We start from the raw sequence: 22,537 nt of genomic DNA, 5'->3' as shown, positions 1-22,537 counted from the left end.
TCGGGCCGGTCTGGTGCGCCGACTCTCCGGGCGCGACGGCCTGCTTCGCACCGGGGAGATCGCCAGGCCGGCGACCGGACCCGCGCCCGCCGACTCCCGGACGCGCCGACGACCTGGGTCGCAGCGTCGTGCAGGTCGGGCCATGGTCCTGACGCGATCACCCGTCCCAACGGGTGAGCCCCCTGGACGCCGGAGCGGGGGCGGCCGCTACGGTAATCCCCATGCAGTTGGTCGGGATTGTGCGGATTGCACTCGTCGAGCGCCGGCACGTCGACCTGCTGCGGTGCGCGAGCGCGCTCTGTCCGGCCTGACGTCGTCCAGAGCCCACCCTTCTCCCTCGCCACCGGAGTCCCTCGCATGACCCTGCTCGCTGCCCCCACGACCGCATCCACCGCCGTCGAGCGCAGTCCCCTCGACATCGAGCGCCTCGAGCCGTCCATCGGCGCCCGGGTGCACGGCGTCGACCTCAGCCGCGCCACCGACGACCAGGTCCGCGCCATCCGGACCGCTCTCGCCGAGTACAAGGTGCTGTTCTTCGCCGGCCAGCACGACCTGCACCCCGACAGCCAGATCGCGCTGGGCCGCCGCCTGGGCGAGGTCACCGAGTCCCACCCGGTGGTCCCCGGTGTCGACGAGCAGCACCCGGAGATCTACGCGCTCGACAGCGCCACGGGCGGCTTCGCCGACATCTGGCACACCGACGTCACCTTCGTCCGCCGTCCGCCGCTGGGCTCGGTGCTGCGGGCCGTCGTCCTGCCGCCGACGGGGGGCGACACCCAGTGGGCCGACCTGGAGCTGGCCTACCGCTCGCTGAGCGAGCCGGTTCAGCGCCTGGCCGACCAGCTCGTCGCGGTGCACGACGGCACCCGGGAGTTCGGCTACTACATCGCCCAGCGCGAGGAACGCACCAAGTGGGAGGGCGAGGAGTACCGCGCCCTGGTCCCGGTCGAGCACCCGGTGGTGCGCGTCCACCCGGAGACCGGCCGCAAGGGGCTGTTCGTCAACCCGGGCTTCGTGTCGCACATCAAGGACGTCTCGGACGCCGAGAGCCGGTACCTGCTGGACCTGTTCTATGCGCACATCACCAAGCCCGAGCACATCGTCCGGCACCGCTGGTCGGTGGGCGACGTCGTGATGTGGGACAACCGCTCGACGGTGCACTACGCCAACCGCGACTACGGTGACCAGCGGCGCGTCATGCACCGCATCACGCTGCGCGGTGACCAGCCGGTCGGTCCCGTTCCCGCCTGACCCCGGGACCCGCTCCCGACCTCCCGACCGCGCGGACAGGCGCAGGCTCCCGACGGGGGCCTGCGCCTGTCCGCGCGAGCACATCCGCCGGCCTGCGCAGGCCGGCGCCACCACGAGAGAGAAGACCCATGACGAGCACCGTTCCCCGCCCCCGCGCGACCGCCCTGGCCGTGGCCGCCCTCCTCACCGCCACCGCCGCCGGGTGCTCCAGCGAGGAGGCCGGGGCGGGCGGAGGGAGCGGTGTCACGGTCCCGACCGCGCAGTTCAGCTGGACCGCCGCCGGCCTGACCAACTCGATCCTGAGCGAGATCGCCGCCGACCACCCCGACCTCGGCGTCGCCTCCCTGGCCACCACGCAGCTCGACCCGGCCGCGGCCTGGGCCGGGGCGCAGCGCGGGGACATCGACCTGCTCACCGAGGTCGCGCTGCCCAACCAGCAGCCGCTCGCCGACGAGGCCGCCGACCGGGTCCAGATCGTGTCCGAGACCTACGGCGACGCCTCGCAGGGCTGGTTCGTGCCCGCCTACGCCGTCGCGCCCGGCGGCCCGCTCGAGGGCCTGACCAGCGTCACCCAGCTCAACGACTACGCCGACGAGCTGGGCGGGAAGTTCTACGACGCCGACCCGGGCTACATCACCACGGAGCAGAACGCCAAGCGGCTCGAGGGCTACGGCATCACGCTGGAGCACGTCGTCTCCAGCGAGGCGGCCGAGCTCGCCCAGCTGGAGAACAGCTACAGCCGCCAGGAGCCGATCGTGCTCTACCTGTACCACCCGCACGCGGTGTTCGCGCAGTACGACATGGTCCAGCTCGAGGAGCCCACGCCCTACACCGACGGCTGCCTGACCACGGGGGACGGCGCCTGCGCGATGCCGTCGTACAGCGCCAACATCGCCGCCAGCACGGAGCTGCGCGAGCAGGCCCCGGCCTTCGTCGACCTGCTGACCGACCTGCGCATCTCCGTCGAGGAGATGGAGGCGATGCAGAAGCAGGTCGACGTCGACGGCGAGGAGGTCGCGACGGTCGCGCGCCAGTGGGTCGACGGGCACGCCGACCAGATCGACGAGTGGATCGGCTGACCGTGCCACCGGTGCTGCGGGCCACGGGGCTGACCAAGGTCTTCGGCCCGCGCGAGCAGGATGCGCTGCGACTGGCGGCCGAGGGCGTGGGGCGCGACGAGGTCCTGCGCCGCACCGGCTCGACGCTGGCCGTGCACGACGTCGGCTTCACCGTCGAGCGCGGTGAGCTCTTCGTCGTCATGGGGCTGTCCGGGTCCGGGAAGTCGACGCTGGTCCGGCTGCTCAACCGGCTGATCGAGCCCAGCGCGGGCACGGTGGAGGTCGACGGCCAGGACCTGCGCGCGCTGGGCGACGCCGACCTGCGGACGCTGCGCAACGAGCGGGTCGGCATGGTGTTCCAGCACTTCGCGCTGCTCCCGCACCGCACCGTGCGCGAGAACGCGGCCTACGCGCTCAAGGTCCGCGGGGCCCCCGCGGCCGAGCAGCGGGAGCGGGCCGACTGGGCGTTGCGGACGGTGGGGCTGCTCGACCGGGCCGACGCCCGGCCCGAGCAGCTCTCCGGCGGCATGCAGCAGCGCGTGGGACTGGCCCGCGCGCTGGCCGCGGACTCCGACGTGCTGCTCATGGACGAGCCGTTCTCCGCGCTGGACCCGCTCATCCGGCGGGACATGCAGGACCTCCTGGTCCGGCTGCAGACCGACCTGCAGAAGACGATCGTCTTCATCACCCACGACCTCAACGAGGCCATGCGGCTGGGCGACCGCATCCTGATGCTCAAGGACGGGCGCACGGTGCAGCTGGGCACCGGTCCGGAGATCATCTCCGCGCCGGCGGACGACTACGTCGCCGACTTCACCTCGGACGTCGACCGGACCCGGGTACTCACCGCGGGCGACCTGCTGCGCGAGCCGCGGCTGACCGCCCGGCTCGGACAGCCGGCGGGGGAGGTGCTGCGCGCCCTCGGTGCCGCGGAGGCCAACGGCGTCTACGTGCTCGGCGAGGACGGGCGGATCGCCGGTGTGGCCCGCGACGACCTGCTGGCCCGCGGGGTGCAGGAGGGCCGGACGACGCTCGGCGAGCGGGAGCTGGTGCAGGACTACGCGACGACCGGCGCCGACCGGCCGGTGGTCGAGTTCGTCCACCTCGTCGGACGCCACGCCGTGCCGCTCGGGGTCGTGGACGACGACGGCCGGTTGCTGGGCGTCGTCCCCCGGGCGGCCGTGCTCGACGCGCTGGCCGCGGTCCCCGCGCGGCAGGAGGGCTGAACCGTGCCGCACGTCCCTCTCGGGCAGTGGGTGTCCGACCTGATCGACTGGCTGCTGGCCACGGTGCCGTGGCTGTTCGACGGGATCTCGGCGGTCATGCAGGTGCTCGTCGACGGCCTGACCGACGCGCTGGTCTCGCCGCCGCCGGTCGTGTGGATCGTCGTCCTCGCCGTGCTCGCCCTCCTGGTGCGCGGCCCGTGGCTGGCGCTCTACACGGTCCTGGCGTTCCTGCTGGTGGTGTCGCTGGAGCTGTGGGTCGAGACGATGCAGACCCTCGCGCTGGTCCTCGTGGCGGCGGTCGTCGCCACGGCGGTCGCGGTGCCGATCGGGATCCTGGCGGCCCGCCACCGGGCGGTCAGCGTCGTCGTCCGCCCGGTGCTGGACTTCATGCAGACGACGCCGGTCTTCGTCTACCTGATCCCCGCCGTCTTCTTCTTCGGTGTCGGGGTCGTGCCCGGCGTCGTGGCGACGATCCTGTTCGCCATCCCGCCCGGCGTCCGGCTCACCGAGCTCGGCATCCGCCAGGTCGACCGGGAGGTGGTGGAGGCCGCGCAGGCCTTCGGCTCCCGGCCCGGGCAGGTGCTGCGGGAGGTCCAGCTGCCCCTCGCGCTGCCGTCGATCATGGCCGGCGTCAACCAGGTGATCATGCTGGCGCTGTCGATGGTCGTCACGGCCGGCCTGCTCGGCGCGGCCGGGCTCGGCGCGGTGGTGGTGCGGGCGGTGACCCAGCTCGACGTCGGCTCCGGGTTCGAGGGCGGGCTCGCCGTCGTCCTGCTGGCGGTCTTCCTCGACCGGCTGACGGCGTCGTTCGGTCACCCCACGGCCCTGTCCCGGCTGGTGCGGGGCCGAGCACGCCGGACGCTGCCCGGTGGGAGGACGGCGCCGGACGTCGCGGAGCCGACCCGGGCCGGTGCGCCGGAACCCGCCTGACGACGTGGGCGCCCGCGAGTCCGGCTCCGGTCGACGGTGGAGGGGCCCGGGTGGTGGCCATACTGGAGGCACCACAGCCGGGGTCCAGCCCAGCGCCCCGCTGCCTCGTCGCAGGAAGCCGACGACACCCGATGACCCACAGCGCCGGAACCGACAGCCCGTCGTCCCCCGACCTGCGGGCGCTGCGCGCCCGGAACCAGGAGGCGCGTGCCCGGGCCGCGGAACTGCGCGTCCAGGTCGACGCGAGGCGGCGGCAGTGCCGGGAGCTCACCGACCGCGGTGAGCGGCGGGCGCCCGGGCCGGGAGCCACCGAGCTGGCCGAGCTGCGCACCCGGGCGGAGGCGGCCGAGGACCGGGCGCACAACCTCCAGCGGGCGTTGGCGAGCAACCGCCGCATCGGCATCCTGATCGAGCGGCTGCGCGTTCCCGAGGAACAGGCCTTCGAGCTCCTCCGGCAGGAGAGCATGCGGCGGAACCTCCGGCTGGCACAGGTGGCCGAGCAGGTCCTCTACACCGGTGCCCTCTGAGGTCCGGCAGGGCGTGTATGGTGGTGTCACCGACGCGGGGTGGAGCAGCTCGGTAGCTCGCTGGGCTCATAACCCAGAGGTCACAGGTTCGAATCCTGTCCCCGCTACCACGCACGGAGGGCCCGGTCACCACGGTGACCGGGCCCTCCGTCGTCGTGCGGCCCGCCGCCGGCAGGGTGTTGTGCGTCACGGGTCGGCTCCCTAGCGTCGCGGTCACCGACGCTCCCAGGGAGGGCACCCGTGACCGTTGAGGCCGTTCCACCCGGACCCGTCGACCTGGACGCGGTCGACCTCTCCGACCGGGAGTGGTGGGCCGGCCCGCCGTCGGTGCGGTACGCGACCTTCGCGGCACTGCGCAGGGAGCGAGCCTTCGCGTTCTTCGCCGAGCCCGAGATGCCGGGGATCCCGGTCGGGCCCGGCTACCGGGCCGTCACCCGCTACGCCGACCTCGAGGCGATCAGCTCCCAGCCCGGGCTCTTCTGCTCGGGCCGCGGCGCGGTGTCCATCCCCGACGTCCCGGCCGACCTCAACGAGTTCTACGGCTCGCTGATCAGCATGGACGACCCCCGGCACGCCAAGATCCGGCGCATCGTGTCGAAGGCGTTCACGCCACGCATGCTCGAGCAGCTGGTCGACGGCGTCCGCGCGGTCGTCGACGACGTGCTGGCCCGCGCCCGGCGGACGGCGGAGGCGCAGGGCGGGGTGATCGACGTGGTCGCCGACATCGCCGCGCCGATCCCGCTGCGGGTCATCTGCGACATGATGGGCGTCCCGGAGGAGGACCGCGCCATGGTCCTCGCCCAGTCCAACGTCATCCTCTCCGGCGGGGACCCGGAGCTCATCGAGGACGAGAACGACCCGGTCAGCGCCTTCCTGCTGGCCGGGATGGAGCTCGCCGGGCTCATGGAGCGACTGGCCGCCGAGCGGCTGGGAGACCCGCGACCGGACCTCACCACCGCGCTGGTGACCACGGAGGTCGACGGCGAGCGGCTCTCCCGCCAGGAGATCGCGTCGTTCTTCATCCTGCTGCTGGTCGCCGGCAACGAGACCACCCGCAACGCCATCTCCCAGGGCGTGCTGGCGCTGCACGAGCACCCCGACCAGCGGGCGCGGTGGGCGGGCGACCCGGGCCTGGACCACACCGCGGTCGAGGAGATCGTGCGCTGGACCAGCCCGGTCACCTGGATGCGGCGCACCGCCACCCAGGACGGCGAGGTGAACGGTCACCGGTTCCGGGCCGGCGACAAGTTCGTGCTCCTCTACGCCGCCGCCAACCGCGACCCCGCCGTGTTCCCGGACCCGGAGGTCCTCGACCTGGCCCGGGATCCCAACCCGCACGTCGGCTTCGGGTCGAAGGGGCCGCACTTCTGCCTCGGCGCGCACCTGGCCCGCCGGGAGCTGGCGGTCACGTTCCGGGCGCTGTTCGACGAGTTGCCCGACCTCGAGGTCACCGGCGAGCCGGACCGGCTGCGGTCGTCGTTCGTCAACGGCCTCAAGCGGCTGCCGGCCCGGTTGGGCGGGGCGCGCTGATGCGCGTCGAGGTCGATCCCGACCGGTGCGTCGGATCGGGGAACTGCGAGCTCCTGGCACCGGACGTCTTCGAGGTCGGGGACGACGGCGTCGTCCGGGTGCTGCGGCCGCGGCTCGGGGAGGCCGACGAGGACGCCGTCCGGGACGCCGTCGCCCGGTGCCCGACCGGGGCACTGGGGCTCGCCGAGTGACGGAACAGCGCCGTCCCCCGCGGGGTTGGCGCCGGCATGGAGCTCACCGTCACCGACGTCCCCGAGGCCGGCCGCTACGAGGTGCGTGCCGGCGACCGCGTGCTGGGCCTGGCCGCGTACCAGCGGCGGGGCGACCAGGTGGTGTTCACCCACACCGAGGTCGACCCCGACGCCGAGGGCGGCGGCGTGGGCGGCACGCTGGTCCGCGGCGCCCTGGACGACGTCCGGGCGCACGGGCTGCGGGTGGTGCCGCGCTGCTCGTTCGTCCGCGGCTACATCGAGCGGCACCCGGACTACGCCGACCTGGTCGACGCCTCCGCCTGAAGGCCCCGTCCCGGGTCCTGCCGGCCCCGTTCGGAGGCTCGTTCGGAGGCTCACCCCGAGCCTGCGAGGGGTGAGAGGGACGGGGTCCTGCGACCAGGGGCGGGGAGGACGGGGTCCTGCCTCAGAGGACCTGGTGGCCGTACATCTCGCCGAGCGGGTCGGCGATCAGCTCGATGCGCGCGCCGTCGGGGTCGCGGAAGTAGACCGAGACGCCGCTGTGCACCTCGTGGGCCACGCCGGCGTCGGTCAGTCGCTGCACCAGCTGCTGCCAGCGCTCGGGGTCGACGCTGATGGCCATGTGGTGCAGCCCGCCGAGCACCTCGGCGTAGGGGCCGACGTCCAGGCCGGGGAAGTCGAAGAAGGCGATCAGGTTGCCGTTGCCGATGTCGAAGAAGAAGTGCGAGGAGCCGGGGTAGTCGCGGTTCTCGATCAGCTCGGTCAGCGGGAAGCCCAGCACGTCCTGGTAGAAGCGCACCGTCCGCTCGACGTCGCTGCTGATCAGCGCGGTGTGGTGCAGGCCGCGGGCGGTGGACGGCGGCCGCTCGCCCGAGGGCTTGAGGTGCGCCTCCCGGATCCGGGTGCGCTCCTGCTCGATGGCGGTCAGGTCGAGGTCGCTGGCGGTGTCGCTCACGGGGAACTCCTCGGGGACGGACGGTGGTCGGCACGACGGGCGCGACCAGGATCCCGTTTGCCCGGTGGGTCCCGGCAACCCCCGGGTGTGAGGCCGGGGGGCCGTGCGTGTCCTCCTCGCCGGATGGTCTCCTCCGACGAGCCGGCCGGCCGGACCCCGGTGTCCCGGCGAGATCGGCGGTCTCGCACGCTTGGAGGCCCGTACCCGTGCGAGACCGCCGATCTCGCCGCCCGAGGAGGACCGTTGATCGAGTTGCGCACGCCGGGCGAGCTGGACGCGATGCGCGCCGCCGGAGCCGTCGTGGCGGACATGCTGGCCGCCGTCCGTGCCGCCGCGGCCCCGGGGGTCCGGCTCACCCAGCTGGACCAGGTGGCCCGCGCCGTCCTGGCCGACGCCGGCGCCTCCTCGCCGTTCCTCGGGTACGCGCCGCTGGCCACCACGCCGCCGTTCCCCGGCGTCGTCTGCCTGTCGGTCAACGACGTCGCGCTGCACGGCATCCCGACCCCGCAGGAGCTGGAGGACGGCGACCTGCTCAGCGTGGACGCCGGGGCCACCCTCGACGGCTGGGTCGGCGATGCGGCGATCACCTTCCCGGTGGGCACGGCCCGGCCGGAGGACCTGGAGCTGGTCGCGACCACCGAGCGAGCGCTGGCGGCAGGGATCGCCGCGGCCGTCGTCGGCAACCGCGTCGGCGACATCTCCGCGGCGATCGGCGCCGTCGGCCGGGCCGGCGGGTGCGGGATCAACACCGACCAGGGCGGCCACGGCGTGGGCCGCTCGATGCACGAGCCGCCGTCCGTCCCGAACGAGGGCCGCCCCGGTCGCGGGCTGCCGCTGCGCCCGGGCCTGGTGATCGCGATCGAGCCCTGGTTCCTGGCCGGCGGCAGCGACGACTACCGGGTCGCCGCCGACGGCTGGACGCTCTACAGCGCCGACGGCAGCCGCGCGGCGCACGTCGAGCACACGGTGGCGGTCACCGACGACGGACCCAGGATCCTGACCGCCCCGCGCTGAGAAAGGACCCCTCGCCCCCCACCGCTCGCAGGCTCGCGGTGGGACCCTGCACGGGGCCACCGCGCGGTCACCGACGACCCGGTCAGGCGAGGGCCTGGTCCAGGTCGGCGAGCAGGTCCTCGGCGTCCTCGATGCCGACCGAGAGCCGCACCAGGTCGGCCGGCACCTCCAGCGGGGACCCGGCGGCGCTGGCGTGGGTCATCCGCGCCGGGTGCTCGATCAGCGACTCCACGCCGCCCAGGGACTCCGCGAGGGTGAACACCTGCGCCCGCTCGCACGCCCGCAGCGCGGCGTCCTCCCCACCGGCGAGCCGGAAGGAGAGCATCCCGCCGAACCCGGACATCTGCTTGACGGCGATGTCGTGGCCGGGGTGGTCGGGCAGGCCCGGGTACCGCACGGACGCGACCGCCGGGTGGTCGACGAGGAACTCCGCGACCCGGGCGGCATTGGCCTGGTGCCGGTCCATCCGGACGCCGAGGGTCTTGATGCCGCGCAGCACCAGCCAGTCGGCCAGGGGACCGGAGACGGCGCCCATCGCGTTCTGGTGGAAGGCGAGTCGCTCGGCCAGCTCGTCGTCGTCCCCGACCACCAGCGCGCCGCCGACGACGTCGGAGTGCCCGCCGAGGTACTTCGTGGTCGAGTGGACGACGACGTCCGCCCCGAGGGTCAGCGGCTGCTGCAGGTAGGGCGAGGCGAAGGTGTTGTCGACGACGAGCAGCGCCCCGGCCTCGTGCGCGACCTCGGCGGTCAGCGCGATGTCGGCGATGTTGAGCAGCGGGTTGGTCGGCGTCTCGCACCAGACCACCCGCGTGCCCGGCCGGATCGCCGCCCGCAGCGCGTCCACGTCGTTCAGGTCGGCCGGCGTGTGCTCCACGCCCCAGCGCGAGGCGACCTTCGAGATGAGCCGGAAGGTGCCGCCGTAGGCGTCACCGCCGAGGACGACGTGGCTGCCGGGCTCGCAGACCGTCCGCAGCAGCGTGTCCTCGGCGGCCAGCCCGGAGGCGAAGGCGAGCCCGGTGCGGCCCTGCTCGAGGGCGGCCAGCGCCTCCTGCAGCGCCGTCCGGGTGGGGTTGGCGCTGCGCGCGTACTCGTAGCCCCCGCGCAGCCCGCCGACGCCGTCCTGCTTGAAGGTGGTCGCCAGGTGCAGGGGGACGACGACGTCGCCGGTCGCCGGGTCCGGGTCCTGCCCGACGTGGATGGCGCGGGTGTTGAAGCCGGGGAGTCCCGGGGAGCCGTTCATCCCCCGACCGTAGGAGCCGTGCCGGCGAGGTGCCCGAGCACGTCCTGCCGGGTGACGACGCCGGCCGGCTTGCCCTCCTCGTGCACCAGCAGCGCGTCCGCCTTCCCCAGGGCCGCGACCGCGGCGCTGACCGGCTCGCCGGAGCCGATGATCGGCAGTGGCGGGGACATGTGCCGCTCCACCCGGTCGGAGAGGTTGGCCCGACCGGCGAAGAGGGCGTCGAGCAGGGTCTTCTCCTCGACCGACCCGACGACCTCGCCGGCCGTCACCGGGGGCTCGGCGCGCACCACCGGCAGCTGGCTGACGCCGTACTCGCGGAGGATGTCGATGGCGTCCCGCACCGTCTCGTTGGGGTGGGTGTGCACCAGCTCCGGCGTGGTGCCGCCCTTGCCGGCGAGCAGCTCGCCGACGGTGCCCTGGGTGGCCTGCTCCAGGAAGCCGTAGTCGGCCATCCAGTCGTCGTTGTAGATCTTGCCGAGGTAGCCGCGCCCGCCGTCGGGCAGCAGCACCACCAGGACGTCGTCCTTGGTCAGGCGCTCGGCGGCGCGCAGCGCGCCGACCACCGCCATGCCGCAGGAGCCGCCGACCAGCAGGCCCTCCTCGCGGGCCAGCCGCCGGGTCATCGCGAAGGAGTCGCCGTCGCTGACGGCGACGATCTCGTCGGCGATCGTGCGGTCGTAGGCGTCGGGCCAGAAGTCCTCACCCACGCCCTCGACCAGGTACGGCCGTCCGGTGCCGCCGGAGTAGACCGAGCCCTCGGGGTCGACGCCGACGACGCGCACCCCTCCGCCGGAGACCTCCTTCAGGTACCGGCCGGTGCCGCTGATCGTGCCGCCGGTGCCGACGCCGGTGACGAAGCAGGTGACCCGCCCGTCGGTCTGCTCCCAGATCTCCGGCCCGGTGGTCTCGTAGTGCGACCGGGGGTTGGCCGGGTTGGCGTACTGGTCGGGCTTCCAGCCGCCGGGGAGCTCGCGGGCCAGCCGGTCGGAGACCGAGTAGTAGGAGCGCGGGTCGGCCGGGTCGACGGCGGTGGGGCAGACGTGCACCTCGGCGCCGTAGGCCCTGAGCACGTCGATCTTCTCCTTGCCCACCTTGTCGGGGCAGACGAAGACGCAGCGGTAGCCGCGCTGCTGGGCGACCAGCGCCAGCCCGATGCCGGTGTTGCCGCTGGTCGGCTCGACGATCGTCCCGCCCGGCTCCAGCGCGCCGCTGGCCTCGGCCTCGTCGACCATCCGCACGGCGATGCGGTCCTTCACCGACCCGCCGGGGTTGAGGTACTCGACCTTGGCCAGCACCAGGGGCGCGTCCGGCCCCAGGTCCCGGGTCACGGACGTCAGCCGGACCAGCGGGGTGTGCCCGACCAGCTCGATGACGTTCTCGGCGTACTGCACGACAGGCCCTCCTCGACGGTCGGCCGTTCGCCGTCCGTCGTGACCATCCCACCAGACCGGCGGCGGCTCCGCCGGTGTTGTCGACCCCCGGCCCGCGGGACCATGCGGCATGACCGAGACCGTCCCCACCGTGCCGCTCGACCGCGGCCCCGGCATGCCGCTGGTCGGGTTCGGCACCTGGCAGATGAACGGCTCCGAGTGCTACGAGGCCGTCCGCACGGCCCTGGACGCCGGCTACCGGCACCTGGACACCGCGACGATGTACCGCAACGAGGCCGAGGTCGGGCGGGCGTTGCGCGACTCCGGCGTCGACCGGGACGAGGTCTTCGTGACGACCAAGCTGCCGCCCCGGGAGGCCGGTCGTGCCGACCAGGTGCTGGCGAGGTCCCTCGATGCGCTCGGCGTCGACGCGGTCGACCTGTGGCTCGTCCACTGGCCGCCCGGCGGCGCCCGGCCGGACGTCTGGGAACGCTTCGTCGCCGCCCGCGAGGCCGGCCGGGCGCGGGCGATCGGCGTGAGCAACTACTCGCTGGCGCAGGTCGACGAGCTGACCGGGGCGAGCGGCGTGACGCCGCAGGTGAACCAGGTCAGCTGGGCCCCGGCGAAGTACGACCCGGTGGTCGAGGCCGGACACCGGGAGCGCGGCGTCGTCCTCGAGGGCTACAGCCCGTTCAAGAACACCGATCTCGGCGACCCGGTGCTGCGCGAGGTCGCCGACGCGCACGGCGTCACCCCGGCGCAGGTGGTGCTGCGCTGGCACGTCGAGCACGGCGTCGTCGTCATCCCCAAGTCGGCCACGCCGGAGCGGATCCGGGCCAACCTGGCGATCGGCGGGTTCTCGCTGACCGACGACGAGGTCGCCCGGATCGACGGCCTGGCGCAGGTCTGAGCGCAGCGGGGAGACACCGGTGACACGCCGTCCCGCCTTGCCGCCGTGGCCACCGGCCCCGACGCTGACGTGGTGAGCCAGTTCCCGGACGACGTCCTCGTCCCCGGGCCGCCGGAGCGGCCCCGAGGCGCGAGGGGGGTGCTGGGGTGACCGCGGTCGACGACTCGGTCTTCGAGGGCTCCTTCTGGCGCGACCCCTATCCCGCCTACGAGCGGCTGCGCGCCCAGGCCTCGGTGCGCGAGGTGGCGCTGCCCCGGGGCGGCACCACGTGGCTGATCACGCGCTACGACGACGTGCGCGCGGCGTTCACCGACCCCCGCCTGGTCAAGGACCACCGCGCGATGCTGCCGCCGGAGGTCCGCGCGCAGGCTCCGCGCCTGCCGGGCCCCTTCGGCTCGATGATGATCCTGCTCGACCCGCCGGACCACACGCGACTGCGCCGGCTGGTCTCCCGGGCCTTCACCGCGCGGCGCACCGCCGAGCTGCGCCCCCGCATCGAGGAACTGGCCGCCACCCTGCTCGACGCGGTGCCCGCGACCGAGCCGGTGGACCTGCTGGCCACCTACGCGGTGCCGTTGCCCATGGCGGTCATCTGCGAGCTGCTCGGGGTGCCCGACACCGACCGCGACGCCTTCGGCGCCTGGTCGCGTGCGCTGGTCGACGACCACGACGACGTCGACGAGCAGGAGGCCACCGCGGGGCTGGCGGAATACCTGTACGCCCTCGTCGAGACCAAGCGGCGCGCCCCGGACGGCGCCCTGCTCTCGGCTCTGGTCGAGGTCTCCGCGGCCGGTGACCAGCTCAGCACCGAGGAGGTCGTCGCGATGGGCGTGCTGCTGCTCATCGCGGGCCATGAGACCACGGCCAACCTCATCGGCAACGCGGTGCTCGGCGTGGCCACCGACAGCGCGCTGCGCGGGCACCTGCTCGCCGACCCGGAGCGGATCCCCGCGGCGGTCGAGGAGTTCCTGCGCTGGGACGGCCCCGTGCACAACGCCCCGCTGCGCTTCGCCGCCGAGGACGTCGAGTACTCGGGCACCACCATCCCCGCGGGGTCGGTGGTCACGCTGTCCGTGGGCGCGGCCAACCGCGACCCGGGGCGCTTCGACCGGCCCGAGCTGCTCGACCCCGACCGCGAGACCGGCGGGCACCTGGCCTTCGGCCACGGGATCCACTTCTGCCTGGGTGCGCCCCTGGCGCGTCTGGAGGGGGAGGTGGCCCTGCGGACGCTGCTCGACCGGTACCCCGACCTGCGCCTGGCCGTGCCGCCGGAGGACCTGCACCACCGGCGCAGCGTCATCGTCCACGCCCTGGAGCAGCTGCCGGTGGTGCTGCGACCTGCGGCCGCGGGCGGTGCCTCCGGGTAGGCGGGCAGTGGCGGGCCCCGACGGGACGGGACGAGGATGCCGGGGTGACCTCTCCCTCACCTGTCGGTACCCGCACGCTCGGCCGCGATGGCCTGGTCGTCTCCGCCCTGGGCCTGGGCTGCATGGGCATGAGCCAGATGTACGGCGCGGCCGACCGCGACGAGTCGATCGCGACGATCCACCGTGCGCTCGACCTCGGCGTGACCTTCCTCGACACCTCCGACGTCTACGGCGACGGGCACAACGAGGAGCTGGTCGGCGAGGCGATCGTCGGACGGCGTGACGAGGTGCAGCTGGCCACCAAGTTCTCGCTGTCGCGCAACGACCGCGGGGGGATGGACATCGACGGCCGCCCGGAGAACGTGCGGACCCGCGCCGAGGCCAGCCTGCGCCGGCTCGGGGCCGACGTGATCGACCTCTACTACCAGCACCGGGTCGACCCGAAGGTGCCCATCGAGGACACCGTCGGAGCGATGGCCGAGCTCGTGCAGCAGGGCAAGGTCCGCCACCTCGGGCTGTCGGAGGCCTCGGCCACCTCCCTCCGCCGCGCCGTCGCCGTCCACCCGATCGCCGCGCTGCAGAGCGAGTGGTCGCTGTGGACCCGCGACCTGGAGGCGGAGGTCCTGGGCGTGGCCCGTGAGCACGGCATCGGCATCGTGCCGTTCAGCCCGCTGGGTCGCGGCTTCCTGACCGGCGCGATCCGCAGCCCGGAGGACTTCGCCGAGGACGACTGGCGCCGCGGCCACCCGCGCTTCACCGGCGAGGCCTTCGCGGCCAACCTGGGGCTGGTCGACGCCGTCCGGGCGATGGCCGAGGAGAAGGGCTGCACGCCCGGCCAGCTGGCGCTGGCCTGGGTCCTCGCGCAGGGGGACGACGTCGTGCCGATCCCGGGCACCAAGCGGCGCACCTACCTGGAGGAGAACGTCGCGGCCGCCGCCGTCGAGCTCTCGGACGACGACCTCGCGCGACTGGGGGAGATCGCTCCGCCCGGGGTGGCGCAGGGTGGGCGCTACGTCGACAGCTCCTACACGTACGGCGACAGCCCGGAGCGCGTGGCGTGACCGTGTCGACGGCGGCGCTCCGGGTGCCCGGGGCCGACGGCGTCGCGGTCGCCGTGCACCGGTGGGGTGAGCCCGGCCCCCTGCCACCGGTCTACCTCCAGCACGGTTTCGTCGCGGACACCCGGCTCAACTGGGTCGGCACCGGGACCGTCGCGGTCCTCCTGTCGGCCGGGCGGGAGGTCGTCGGCGTCGACGCCCGCGGCCACGGGCGGTCGGACAAGCCGCACGACCCCGCCGCGTACGGGGAGCTGCGGATGGCCGACGACCTGCGGCGGGTGGCCGACGCACTCGGCCACGACTCCTTCGACCTCGCCGGCTACTCGATGGGGGCCACGGTCGCGATGCTGACCGCGGTCACCGACCGGAGGGTGCGCCGGCTGGTGGTCGGCGGATCCGGCGCCGCGTTCGTCGAGCCCGGTGGTGCCGAGCGCCACGCCGTCCTGATGTCGAGGCTGGCCGCCGCGCTGGAGGCGGACGACGTCTCCGACGTGCGCGACCCCACCACCGTCGCCTTCCGCCGGCTCGCCGACGCCCTCGACGCCGACCGGCGTGCCCTGGCCGCGCACGCCCGCGCGTTTCACACCCGCAGCGCGGACCTGGCCGCCATCACCGCGCCCACGCTCGTCCTCGCCGGCGACGCCGATCCGCTGGCGGCCCGCCCCGAGGCGCTGGCCGCGGCCATCCCCGGTGCCCGGGTGACCGTCGTCCCCGGCGATCACTCGACCGCGCTCCGGACGCCGGCCTTCGCCGCGGCGCTCGTCGACTTCCTCGGGGAGGCGGCGTGACCGATCCGAACTGCGGCGTCGCGCACGGGGCACCCGCGCCCGAGGTGAGCGGGCGGGTGCTGGTCGCCGTCTTCGCCTCGCCGGTGGCCGAGGTGCTGCTGCGCTGGGCGCCGGAGCTGGGGTTCCGGACGGTGCTGCTCGACCCCGACCCGGCGCGCGGGGCGGACGCGACCGGCTTCGGGGGCCTGGACCTCGCCGACGCCGACGTCGTGGTCACCGACCACCACCGGCCCGAGCTCGGCGAGGTGCTGCGCGACGCGCTGGCCCGCCAGGCCCGCTGGGTGGGTGTGATGGGCAACCCGCGGCACGAGGGCCCGCACGTGGCGGCGCTGGCCGCACTCGGGGTACCGCCGGAGGAGGTCGCCCGCGTGCACCGGCCGATCGGGCTGGACGTCGGCTCGCGGACCCCGGCCGAGATCGCGTTGAGCACGCTCGCCGGGCTGCTCGCCGACCGCAACGGCTGCAGCGGCGGGTTCGCGCACCGCCCGCGCTGATCGACGTCCTGCTCGGTGCCGACGTCGGCACCGGCGGCGGCCGCGCTCGACCGGTGGTGTGCGGAACGGGGGCCGCGGGTGCCACGTTGACCGGCACAGGAGGGCGGAACGGCCGCCTGGACGACACGGAGGAGGACCGGGGATGGCGTCGCTGTTCAGCAAGCTGACCCAGTTCGCGAACACGCCGAAGGGCCGGCAGGTCATCGCGCAGGCCACCGAGAAGGCCCAGCAGCTGGCGAAGGACCCGAAGACCCGGGCGAAGATCGACGACGCCCGCCGCCGTTTCCAGGGCGGCCGCGGCAGCGGTCGCTGAGAGAGGACCCCGTCCTCCCCACCCCTCGCAGGCTCGGGGCGGGATCCGGGACGGGGCCGCCGGCCCGCCCCGAGCTCCGGGGCGGGCCGGATGCGTCTCAGGCGGCCGGGTCGGGCTGGCGCAGCAGGCCCAGCGCGGCGTCGTGCAGCTGGCCGTTGGTCGCCAGCGCGCTGCCGCCGGTCGGGCCGGGGACGCCGGAGAGGTCGGTGAACGTCCCGCCGGCCTCGCGCACGATGACGTCGAGGGCAGCGAGGTCCCACACCGAGACCTCGGGCTCGCAGGCGACGTCCACGGCACCCTCGGCCAGCAGCACGTAGCTCCAGAAGTCGCCGTAGGCGCGCGTGCGCCAGACCGACCGGGTCAGGTCGAGGAAGCCGCCGAGCAGCCCGCGCTCCTCCCAGCCGGAGAGGCTGGAGTAGGACAGGCTCGCGTCGGACAGCTGGCCGACGCCCGACACCGTGCAGCGGGTCGCCGACTCCAGCCGCCGGCCGGTCCAGGCGCCGACGGCCTTGGCCGCCCACCAGCGGCGGTTGAGCGCCGGCGCGGAGACCAGGCCGACGACCGGCTCGTCACCGTCGAACAGCGCGATGAGCGTGGCCCACACGGGCACGCCGCGCACGAAGTTCTTCGTCCCGTCGATCGGGTCGAGCACCCACCGGCGCGGGCCGTGGCCGGTCGTGCCCATCTCCTCGCCGAGCACCGCATCGCGCGTGCGCGCGCGGGCCAGCGTGATGCGCAACTGCTCCTCCACGGCCCGGTCGGCGTCGGTGACCGGCGTGAGGTCCGGCTTGGTGTCGACCTGGAGGTCCAGCGCACGGAAGCGGTCCAGGCTGATCGAGTCCGCCTGGTCCGCCAGCACGTGCGCCAGGTGCATGTCCCCCGTGTAGTCCCGGCCCGGTGTCATGGGCACCGAACCTAGCGGGCGCTCAGTCGAAGACCGCGGCACTGACCCCGCTGGGACCCTCGTACTCCCGGTCGTCGATCTTCTGCAGCGCCTCCAGCACGTCCTTGTCGCCGCCCTTGGCGTGCTCGAGGATCTGCTCCTTCGTGGCCGGGTAGTCCATGCCCTTCAGGGCCTTCTGGATGTCGATGGGGCTCACCATGGCCCCGGGCTACCCCCGTCCCCCTCGGGCGATGCGCGGATACCGTCGGGGAGTGCGTGCCGCGACGATCGCCGGGCTGCTGGCCGATCCCGCGCGGCTCAAGGTCGTCGCCGCCCTCGCCCTGGGGGCCGGCACGCTGGAGGAGGTCGCGGACGCCACCGGGCTGCCGCTGAAGGACGTCGCCCTGGCCGCGCGCAGGCTGGGGCGGGCGGGCCTCGTCCGCCGTGACCGGCACGAGCTGGAGCTGCTGACCGAGCAGTTCGGCGCCGCGGCCCGCGCCGCCGCCGAGGCCGCCCCGCCACCCGAGCCGCTGTCCGACGACCCCGCCGAGGACGCCGTCCTCTCCGCGTTCGTGCGCGACGGCCGGCTGGTGTCCATCCCGGCACAGCAGAGCAAGCGGCGGATCGTGCTCGAGCACCTGGTCCGCGTCTTCGACGTCGGCGTCCGCTACCCCGAGCGCGAGGTCAACGCGTTGCTGGCGGTGTGGCACCCCGACACCGCCGCGCTGCGCCGGTACCTCGTCGACGAGGGCCTGCTCACCCGCGACGCCGGGCTCTACTGGCGCAGCGGCGGCTGGGTCGACGTGTGAGGGCCGCCCCTCTCCCGCCGAGTGGCGACCGGTCGTGGTCTCCAGGCCGGTGAGACCGCGACGACCCACCACTCGGTGCCGACAACTCGCTGGCCAGGGCCGCCCTCGGGTCCCACACTCGGCCGGTGCCCGACGCCGACGACTTCCGCGTCCTCGCCCGGTCCTCGCCGGAGCGCTGGACGACGCTGCGCTTCACCGAGCGCCGCCGGCGGGACCGGACCTGGTCGGAGCCGGTGCGTGCGTGGCTGCGCCGGCCGGACCGCATGCGCGTCGAGGACGCTGCCGGACGGCTGCTCGACGTCGTCACCGGGACCGACGGGGCCGACGACCCGATGTGGCAGGACTACCGCTGGGTGGCGGAACTGCAGCCGGCGGAGCTCACCGACGGGCGTGACCCGGACACCGGACGGTCCGCGGGGCCGGCGCTGGAGGTCGAGTCGCTGCGCGAGGTCGAGCACGCCGGGCGGCCCGCGTGGGAGGCGCTGGTCGTGCCGACGGCGCACTCCGAGCCGCGCTGCGGGTGCTGTCCGCTGCTGCGCAGCCGCAGGGTGGACGAGCTCGAGTGGGGCAGCGTCCCCGACGGCGTCGAGTACCCGGGTGCGCACCTGGTCCGGCTCGACGTCGGTACCGGCGTCTGCGTGTGGGCCGAGGTGCTGGACGGCACGTACGCCGGTGACACGCACGACCTGCGGATCGAGGCCGTCGACGAGTCGATGGACGACGACCTCTTCCCGCGGGTGCGCCGCGGGTCGTCCCCGACGGACGGCCCGCGGTCGCCGGAGGAGTACCCCAGGCGGTGGCGGCGGGAGCAGCCGCGGCGGAGGCGCTGCTGCTAGCCGATCCGGACGGTGCCGTCGGCGTCGACCGACCACCCCGGGTTGTGCCCGATCTCCCAGACGACCCCGTTGGGGTCGGCCACCAACGCGTGGAAGACCCCGCCGAAGGCACCGTCCTCGGGCGCGGTGAGCAGCGTGCCCCCGGCCGCGGTCATGGCCTCGACGACCGCGTGGACGGCGTCCCGGTCCGGCACGTTGTGCGCCAGCGTCAGGCCGGAGACCTCCGGCCGCGCGGGACCGCGGCCGAGGTCCTGGGCGAACTTCCCCGCCTCGAAGAAGGCGAGCACCGCGCCCGGCGCGGTCTGGAAGAAGACGATCTCGCCGGGGACGTCGAGCAGCGGCCGCCAGCCCAGGCCCTCGACGTAGAAGCGCCGGGCGGCGTCGAGGTCGGCGGTGGCCAGGGTCGTGAAGTGCACCTGCTGATCCACGGGGTCTCCAGTGGGTGGGAGTGAGCCGGCCGGGGCGGCAGACTCGGGTGGTGGGCGGGTACCGGGAGCTGCGCGGGCCCCGTACGGGCGCGGTGCTCTGGTCGGTCCGCGCGGAGGCGGGCCACCGGGTCCTCCCCGATGGCGCCCTGGACCTGCTGTGGTGGCGCGAGCGGCTGACCGTCGCGGGGCCGGACACCTCGGCCGTGCTGGTCGACGCGGAGCCCGGCGAGGTGATCACGGGACTGCGGTTCCCGCCGGGCACGGCGGCCGAGTTGCTCGGCGTGCCCGTGGCCGAACTCGTCGACACCCGCGCCGACCTCGCCGACCTCGTCGGGACCCGCGGAGCCGGACCGGCGCGCCGCACCGACGGGCCCGAGGAGCTGCTCGAGCAGGTGTACGTCGCACTCTGGCGGCACGCGGACCCGGACCGTGCGGCGCTGCGACTGGCCGCTGCCCTGGACCGGCAGCTGTCGGCGGGCACACCGGTGGCGGCTGTCGCCGCCGTGCTCGGCGTCCCCGTGCGGTCCCTGTACCGGACGAGCGTGCGCGCCTTCGGGTACGGGCCCAAGACGCTGGCGCGCATCCGGCGCTTCCAGCGAGCGCTCGACGAGGCCCGACGCGGCCGGCCGCTGGCCGAGGTCGCGGCCGTGACCGGCTACACGGACCAGGCACACCTCACCCGGGAGGTCAGCCGGCTGGCCGGGCTGCCGCCGCGACGACTGTTGAGGGGATGAGGAGGGCATGGCCCGAGCCTGGCCCGGTACCGGGCAGCCGTCTTGCACGGATCGGCCACGCTCCGAGGTCCCGCCGGCCCCGCTCCGGAACCGCGAGGGGTGGGGAGGACGGCCGCCCTCCTGCGGGGGCCCACCGCGAGCCTGCGAGTGGTGGGGAGCAGGAGGGGGTCCTTCCTCAGGAGCCGGGACCGAGCTGGCCGACGGCGTCGAGCAGGCGGCGCAGGCTCTCCAGCCGCTCCCGGCGGGCGGGCGGGCCGGCGTCGGCCCAGGCGTCCAGCGCGCAGTCGGGGTCCTCGGCGGTGTGCCCGCAGCCCGGGGGGCAGTCCACCGCGGCCTCGGCGACGTCGTCGAACGCGGCGACGACGTCCTCGGGGGTGACGTGCGCCAGGCCGAACGAGCGGATGCCGGGGGTGTCGATGACCGTGCCGCCGCCGGGCAGGTCCAGCAGCACCGCCGAGGACGACGTGTGCCGGCCCTTGCCGACCTTGGTGACCTCCGCGGTCGCCCGGTCGGCGTCGGGCACCAGCCGGTTGACCAGCGTGGACTTGCCGACGCCGGACTGGCCGACCAGCACGCTCATCCGCCCGCGCAGCCGTTCCAGCAGCGGGTCCAGCGGCGTCTCCCGCGACATCGGGACGGCGTCGACGTCCAGGCCCGCGTAGCGGTCGAGCAGCGGCTGCGGGCTGGCCAGGTCGGTCTTGGTGAGGCAGAGCAGCGGCTCCAGCCCGCCGGCGTAGGCGGCCACCAGGCAGCGGTCGAGGAAGCCCAGCGCCGGTTCGGGGTCGGTGACCGCGGTGACGACGACCAGCTGGTCGGCGTTGGCCACGACGACCCGCTCGGTGGGGTCGGTGTCGTCGGCGGTCCGGCGCAGGGACGTCGCCCGGTCCTCGATGACGACGATGCGGGCGAGGGTGTCCGGCCGGCCGCTGGTGTCGCCGACCAGGCGTACCCGGTCGCCGACGACGACACCGTGCCGGCCGAGCTCCCGGGCGCGCATCGCGGTGACCTCGACCGGGCCGCCGTCGGGACCCTCGACGCGCACCGTCATCCGGCCCCGGTCGACGGCGACCACCAGGCCCGGGACGGCGTCGGTGTGGCTCGGCCGGGTGCGGGTGCGCGGGCGGGAGCCGCGCCGGCTGGGCCGGACCCGGACGTCGTCCTCGTCGGACCGGGAGTCGTGCCTGCGGGGACTCAGGGCAGGGCTCCCGCGGGCGTGGCGAGCATCCCGTTCCACCGCGCCACGAAGTCCGGCAGCGTCTTGCTCACCGCACCCGGGTCGCGCACCTCGACGCCCTCGACGGCCAGCCCGAGGACGGCCGCGGCGTGCACCATCCGGTGGTCGGCGTAGCTGTCCAGGCGCGCCGCCCGGTGCGGCCCGGGCGTGATGACCAGGCCGTCGGGCAGCTGCTCGACGCGGGCGCCGACCGCGGTGAGCACCTCGTCGAGCGCCTGCAGCCGGTCGGTCTCGTGGCCGCGCAGGTGACCGACCCCGGTCAGCCGCGAGGTCCCGTCGGCCAGCGCGCAGAGCGCGGCCAGCACCGGCGTCAGCTCGCCCACCTCGCCGAGGTCGGCCACCAGCGGCCGGACCGTCCCGGTGCCGGTGACCCGGAGGCCCTCGTCGGTGCGCTCGACGTCGGCGCCCATCGCGCCGAGCAGCGCGTCCAGTCGGCCGCCGGGCTGGGTGGTCTGCGCGGGCCAGTCGCGGACCGTCACCCGTCCACCGGTCACCAGCGCCGCCGCGAGGAAGGGGGCCGCGTTGGACAGGTCGGGCTCGAGCACCTCGGCGCGCGCGGCGACGGGGCCGGGGGAGACCCGCCAGCCCCGCTCGGTGCGGACCACGTCGACCCCCCGTTCGCGCAGGGACTCGACGGTCATCTCCACGTGCGGCATCGACGGCACCCCGCCGGTGAGCGCGAGGTCGACGCCCTCGTCGAAACGGGCCGCGGCCAGCAGCAGCCCGGAGACGATCTGCGAGGACTCGCTCGCGTCCACGGTCACCGCGCCGCCGCGCACCCGCCCGATGCCGTGCACGGTGAACGGCGCTCGGCCGCGGCCGCCGTCGTCCACTCGCACGCCGAGGTCCCGCAGCGCCGCGATCAGCCCGGCATTGGGGCGCTCGTGCAGCCGCGGGTCGCCGTCCACCCGCACCGGGCCGTCGGCCAGCGCGGCGACCGGCGGCAGGAACCTCAGGACGGTGCCGGCCAGGCCCGCGTCCACCTCGGCCGGGCCGCGCAGCGGGCCGGGGGTGACGACCCAGTCCTCGCCGTCCTCCTCGACCCGTACACCCAGGGCCCGCAGCGCCGCCGCCATCAGGTCGGTGTCCCGGGCGCGCAGCGGCCGGGCCAGCCGGCCCGGGCCGTCGGCGAGCGCGGCCAGGACCAGCGCCCGGGCGGTCAGCGACTTGGACCCGGGCAGCGCCACGACCGCGTCCACCGGGGTGGCGCGGTGCGGCGTCGTCCAGACCTGGCTCATGCGCCCATCCTGCCCGGTCCGGGACACCGGACCGCCCGGCCCCGTCCCGAGGCGGGCCCCGAGCCTGGTGACGTGCTGGAACGGCCCCCTCCAGGGGCCCGCCCGGAGCCTGGTGACGTGCTGGAACGGCCCCCTCCAGGGGCCCGCCCCGAG

The 22,537-nt window shown here is 74.9% G+C and carries 27 protein-coding genes and 1 tRNA gene; 20 read left to right on the top strand and 8 right to left on the bottom strand.

Annotation, left to right across the window (positions count from 1 at the left end; translation table 11 throughout):
• Positions 1–221 precede the first annotated feature (221 nt).
• The 10 genes from ACU610_RS15180 to ACU610_RS15135 all read left to right on the top strand — a co-directional run bounded on the left by ACU610_RS15180 (position 222) and on the right by ACU610_RS15135 (position 7,037).
• Entirely contained in the window at positions 222–311 is a 90-nt protein-coding gene (locus tag ACU610_RS15180; protein WP_446768538.1) for a putative leader peptide, read from the top strand.
• A 46-nt stretch (positions 312–357) separates the two neighbouring features.
• Positions 358–1,251, top strand: coding sequence for a TauD/TfdA dioxygenase family protein (locus ACU610_RS15175; protein WP_446768537.1), 894 nt, complete (start codon positions 358–360; stop codon positions 1,249–1,251).
• 128 nt (positions 1,252–1,379) lie between these two features.
• A complete protein-coding gene (locus tag ACU610_RS15170) occupies positions 1,380–2,330 on the top strand; it encodes a glycine betaine ABC transporter substrate-binding protein (RefSeq protein WP_446768536.1) in 951 nt (316 codons plus the stop codon).
• Positions 2,331–2,341: 11 nt separating this feature from the next.
• Positions 2,342–3,535: a quaternary amine ABC transporter ATP-binding protein gene (locus tag ACU610_RS15165; RefSeq protein ID WP_446768535.1), complete on the top strand. Its 1,194-nt coding sequence runs from the start codon at positions 2,342–2,344 to the stop codon at positions 3,533–3,535.
• A gap of 3 nt (positions 3,536–3,538) precedes the next feature.
• Entirely contained in the window at positions 3,539–4,465 is a 927-nt protein-coding gene (locus ACU610_RS15160; RefSeq protein ID WP_446768534.1) for an ABC transporter permease, read from the top strand.
• Between the two features lie 131 nt (positions 4,466–4,596).
• A complete protein-coding gene (locus ACU610_RS15155; RefSeq protein ID WP_446768533.1) occupies positions 4,597–4,992 on the top strand; it encodes an ANTAR domain-containing protein in 396 nt (131 codons plus the stop codon).
• Positions 4,993–5,025: 33 nt separating this feature from the next.
• Positions 5,026–5,102, top strand: a tRNA-Met gene (locus ACU610_RS15150).
• A gap of 130 nt (positions 5,103–5,232) precedes the next feature.
• The gene (locus ACU610_RS15145; RefSeq protein WP_446768532.1) at positions 5,233–6,522 is read left to right on the top strand and encodes a cytochrome P450; all 1,290 of its coding nucleotides are present in this window, start codon (positions 5,233–5,235) and stop codon (positions 6,520–6,522) included.
• Positions 6,522–6,713, top strand: a complete 192-nt coding sequence (locus tag ACU610_RS15140) for a ferredoxin (RefSeq protein WP_446768531.1) — start codon at positions 6,522–6,524, stop codon at positions 6,711–6,713. The genes ACU610_RS15145 and ACU610_RS15140 overlap by 1 nt, the downstream gene beginning before the upstream one ends.
• Positions 6,714–6,749: 36 nt before the next feature.
• Entirely contained in the window at positions 6,750–7,037 is a 288-nt protein-coding gene (locus ACU610_RS15135) for a GNAT family N-acetyltransferase (protein ID WP_446768530.1), read from the top strand.
• Positions 7,038–7,158: 121 nt separating this feature from the next.
• On the opposite strand, the gene ACU610_RS15130 is transcribed toward ACU610_RS15135, so the two are convergent.
• The gene (locus ACU610_RS15130; protein ID WP_446768529.1) at positions 7,159–7,668 is read right to left on the bottom strand and encodes a VOC family protein; all 510 of its coding nucleotides are present in this window, start codon (positions 7,666–7,668) and stop codon (positions 7,159–7,161) included.
• Between the two features lie 243 nt (positions 7,669–7,911).
• Between ACU610_RS15130 and map the strand changes: the two genes are divergently transcribed.
• Positions 7,912–8,682 (top strand): type I methionyl aminopeptidase, encoded by a 771-nt coding sequence (gene map, locus ACU610_RS15125; protein ID WP_446768528.1) that lies wholly within the window; start codon positions 7,912–7,914, stop codon positions 8,680–8,682.
• A gap of 82 nt (positions 8,683–8,764) precedes the next feature.
• On the opposite strand, the gene ACU610_RS15120 is transcribed toward map, so the two are convergent.
• Both ACU610_RS15120 and ACU610_RS15115 read right to left on the bottom strand, forming a co-directional pair.
• On the bottom strand, positions 8,765–9,922 hold the full coding sequence (locus ACU610_RS15120; protein ID WP_446768527.1) for a cystathionine gamma-synthase: 1,158 nt from the start codon (positions 9,920–9,922) through the stop codon (positions 8,765–8,767).
• Positions 9,919–11,313: a cystathionine beta-synthase gene (locus ACU610_RS15115; RefSeq protein WP_446768526.1), complete on the bottom strand. Its 1,395-nt coding sequence runs from the start codon at positions 11,311–11,313 to the stop codon at positions 9,919–9,921. Before ACU610_RS15115 ends, ACU610_RS15120 begins: the two co-directional genes overlap by 4 nt.
• Positions 11,314–11,422: 109 nt before the next feature.
• Between ACU610_RS15115 and ACU610_RS15110 the strand changes: the two genes are divergently transcribed.
• From ACU610_RS15110 to ACU610_RS15085, 6 genes are all read left to right on the top strand, one after another.
• Positions 11,423–12,202, top strand: a complete 780-nt coding sequence (locus tag ACU610_RS15110; RefSeq protein WP_446768525.1) for an aldo/keto reductase — start codon at positions 11,423–11,425, stop codon at positions 12,200–12,202.
• 146 nt (positions 12,203–12,348) lie between these two features.
• Positions 12,349–13,569: a cytochrome P450 family protein gene (locus tag ACU610_RS15105; protein WP_446768524.1), complete on the top strand. Its 1,221-nt coding sequence runs from the start codon at positions 12,349–12,351 to the stop codon at positions 13,567–13,569.
• A 44-nt stretch (positions 13,570–13,613) separates the two neighbouring features.
• Positions 13,614–14,630: an aldo/keto reductase gene (locus ACU610_RS15100; protein WP_446768523.1), complete on the top strand. Its 1,017-nt coding sequence runs from the start codon at positions 13,614–13,616 to the stop codon at positions 14,628–14,630.
• Complete coding sequence (locus tag ACU610_RS15095) at positions 14,627–15,415, top strand: alpha/beta fold hydrolase (RefSeq protein WP_446768522.1); 789 nt, start codon at positions 14,627–14,629, stop codon at positions 15,413–15,415. Before ACU610_RS15100 ends, ACU610_RS15095 begins: the two co-directional genes overlap by 4 nt.
• On the top strand, positions 15,412–15,909 hold the full coding sequence (locus ACU610_RS15090) for an XdhC family protein (RefSeq protein ID WP_446768521.1): 498 nt from the start codon (positions 15,412–15,414) through the stop codon (positions 15,907–15,909). Before ACU610_RS15095 ends, ACU610_RS15090 begins: the two co-directional genes overlap by 4 nt.
• 142 nt (positions 15,910–16,051) lie before the next feature.
• On the top strand, positions 16,052–16,222 hold the full coding sequence (locus tag ACU610_RS15085; RefSeq protein WP_446768520.1) for a hypothetical protein: 171 nt from the start codon (positions 16,052–16,054) through the stop codon (positions 16,220–16,222).
• A gap of 97 nt (positions 16,223–16,319) precedes the next feature.
• Here the strand turns inward: ACU610_RS15085 and hisN are convergent, their stop codons facing one another.
• Both hisN and ACU610_RS15075 read right to left on the bottom strand, forming a co-directional pair.
• Entirely contained in the window at positions 16,320–17,126 is an 807-nt protein-coding gene (hisN, locus tag ACU610_RS15080; RefSeq protein ID WP_446768519.1) for a histidinol-phosphatase, read from the bottom strand.
• Positions 17,127–17,148: 22 nt separating this feature from the next.
• Positions 17,149–17,325 carry a DUF2795 domain-containing protein gene (locus ACU610_RS15075; protein ID WP_091212799.1) on the bottom strand — a complete coding sequence of 59 codons (177 nt, stop codon included), beginning with the start codon at positions 17,323–17,325 and terminating at the stop codon, positions 17,149–17,151.
• Between the two features lie 52 nt (positions 17,326–17,377).
• Here ACU610_RS15075 and ACU610_RS15070 point away from each other — a divergent pair, with 52 nt between their 5' ends.
• Together ACU610_RS15070 and ACU610_RS15065 are read left to right on the top strand one after the other, a co-directional pair.
• Positions 17,378–17,914 (top strand): DUF2087 domain-containing protein, encoded by a 537-nt coding sequence (locus tag ACU610_RS15070; RefSeq protein WP_446768518.1) that lies wholly within the window; start codon positions 17,378–17,380, stop codon positions 17,912–17,914.
• Positions 17,915–18,039: 125 nt separating this feature from the next.
• The gene (locus ACU610_RS15065; RefSeq protein WP_446768517.1) at positions 18,040–18,750 is read left to right on the top strand and encodes a hypothetical protein; all 711 of its coding nucleotides are present in this window, start codon (positions 18,040–18,042) and stop codon (positions 18,748–18,750) included.
• Here the strand turns inward: ACU610_RS15065 and ACU610_RS15060 are convergent.
• Positions 18,747–19,178, bottom strand: coding sequence for a VOC family protein (locus ACU610_RS15060; RefSeq protein WP_446768516.1), 432 nt, complete (start codon positions 19,176–19,178; stop codon positions 18,747–18,749). The genes ACU610_RS15065 and ACU610_RS15060 overlap by 4 nt on opposite strands.
• A gap of 50 nt (positions 19,179–19,228) precedes the next feature.
• On the opposite strand from ACU610_RS15060, the gene ACU610_RS15055 reads away from it, so the two are divergent.
• Complete coding sequence (locus ACU610_RS15055) at positions 19,229–19,912, top strand: helix-turn-helix domain-containing protein (RefSeq protein WP_446768515.1); 684 nt, start codon at positions 19,229–19,231, stop codon at positions 19,910–19,912.
• A 175-nt stretch (positions 19,913–20,087) separates the two neighbouring features.
• Here ACU610_RS15055 and rsgA read toward each other — a convergent pair whose 3' ends face one another.
• Both rsgA and aroA read right to left on the bottom strand, forming a co-directional pair.
• Positions 20,088–20,960 carry a ribosome small subunit-dependent GTPase A gene (gene rsgA, locus ACU610_RS15050; protein WP_446768514.1) on the bottom strand — a complete coding sequence of 291 codons (873 nt, stop codon included), beginning with the start codon at positions 20,958–20,960 and terminating at the stop codon, positions 20,088–20,090.
• A gap of 143 nt (positions 20,961–21,103) precedes the next feature.
• Entirely contained in the window at positions 21,104–22,384 is a 1,281-nt protein-coding gene (gene aroA, locus ACU610_RS15045; RefSeq protein WP_446768513.1) for a 3-phosphoshikimate 1-carboxyvinyltransferase, read from the bottom strand.
• Between the last annotated feature and the right edge of the window lie 153 nt (positions 22,385–22,537).

It is taken from the genome of Geodermatophilus sp. URMC 61 (assembly GCF_052931555.1).
The sequence above is the reverse complement of the archived record's forward strand: the minus strand, read 5'-3'. Positions and strand labels throughout refer to the sequence as shown.

What these genes read in the sequence shown, in the direction of transcription:
- ACU610_RS15075 (WP_091212799.1), bottom strand. Translation starts at nt 17,325, where the DNA reads ATGGTGAGCCCCATCGACATCCAGAAGGCCCTGAAGGGCATGGACTAC.
- ACU610_RS15110 (WP_446768525.1), top strand. Translation starts at nt 11,423, where the DNA reads ATGACCGAGACCGTCCCCACCGTGCCGCTCGACCGCGGCCCCGGCATG.
- ACU610_RS15175 (WP_446768537.1), top strand. Translation starts at nt 358, where the DNA reads ATGACCCTGCTCGCTGCCCCCACGACCGCATCCACCGCCGTCGAGCGC.
- ACU610_RS15085 (WP_446768520.1), top strand. Translation starts at nt 16,052, where the DNA reads ATGGCGTCGCTGTTCAGCAAGCTGACCCAGTTCGCGAACACGCCGAAG.
- ACU610_RS15155 (WP_446768533.1), top strand. Translation starts at nt 4,597, where the DNA reads ATGACCCACAGCGCCGGAACCGACAGCCCGTCGTCCCCCGACCTGCGG.
- aroA (WP_446768513.1), bottom strand. Translation starts at nt 22,384, where the DNA reads ATGAGCCAGGTCTGGACGACGCCGCACCGCGCCACCCCGGTGGACGCG.
- ACU610_RS15120 (WP_446768527.1), bottom strand. Translation starts at nt 9,922, where the DNA reads ATGAACGGCTCCCCGGGACTCCCCGGCTTCAACACCCGCGCCATCCAC.
- hisN (WP_446768519.1), bottom strand. Translation starts at nt 17,126, where the DNA reads ATGACACCGGGCCGGGACTACACGGGGGACATGCACCTGGCGCACGTG.
- ACU610_RS15140 (WP_446768531.1), top strand. Translation starts at nt 6,522, where the DNA reads ATGCGCGTCGAGGTCGATCCCGACCGGTGCGTCGGATCGGGGAACTGC.
- ACU610_RS15180 (WP_446768538.1), top strand. Translation starts at nt 222, where the DNA reads ATGCAGTTGGTCGGGATTGTGCGGATTGCACTCGTCGAGCGCCGGCAC.
- ACU610_RS15135 (WP_446768530.1), top strand. Translation starts at nt 6,750, where the DNA reads ATGGAGCTCACCGTCACCGACGTCCCCGAGGCCGGCCGCTACGAGGTG.
- rsgA (WP_446768514.1), bottom strand. Translation starts at nt 20,960, where the DNA reads ATGACGGTGCGCGTCGAGGGTCCCGACGGCGGCCCGGTCGAGGTCACC.
- ACU610_RS15170 (WP_446768536.1), top strand. Translation starts at nt 1,380, where the DNA reads ATGACGAGCACCGTTCCCCGCCCCCGCGCGACCGCCCTGGCCGTGGCC.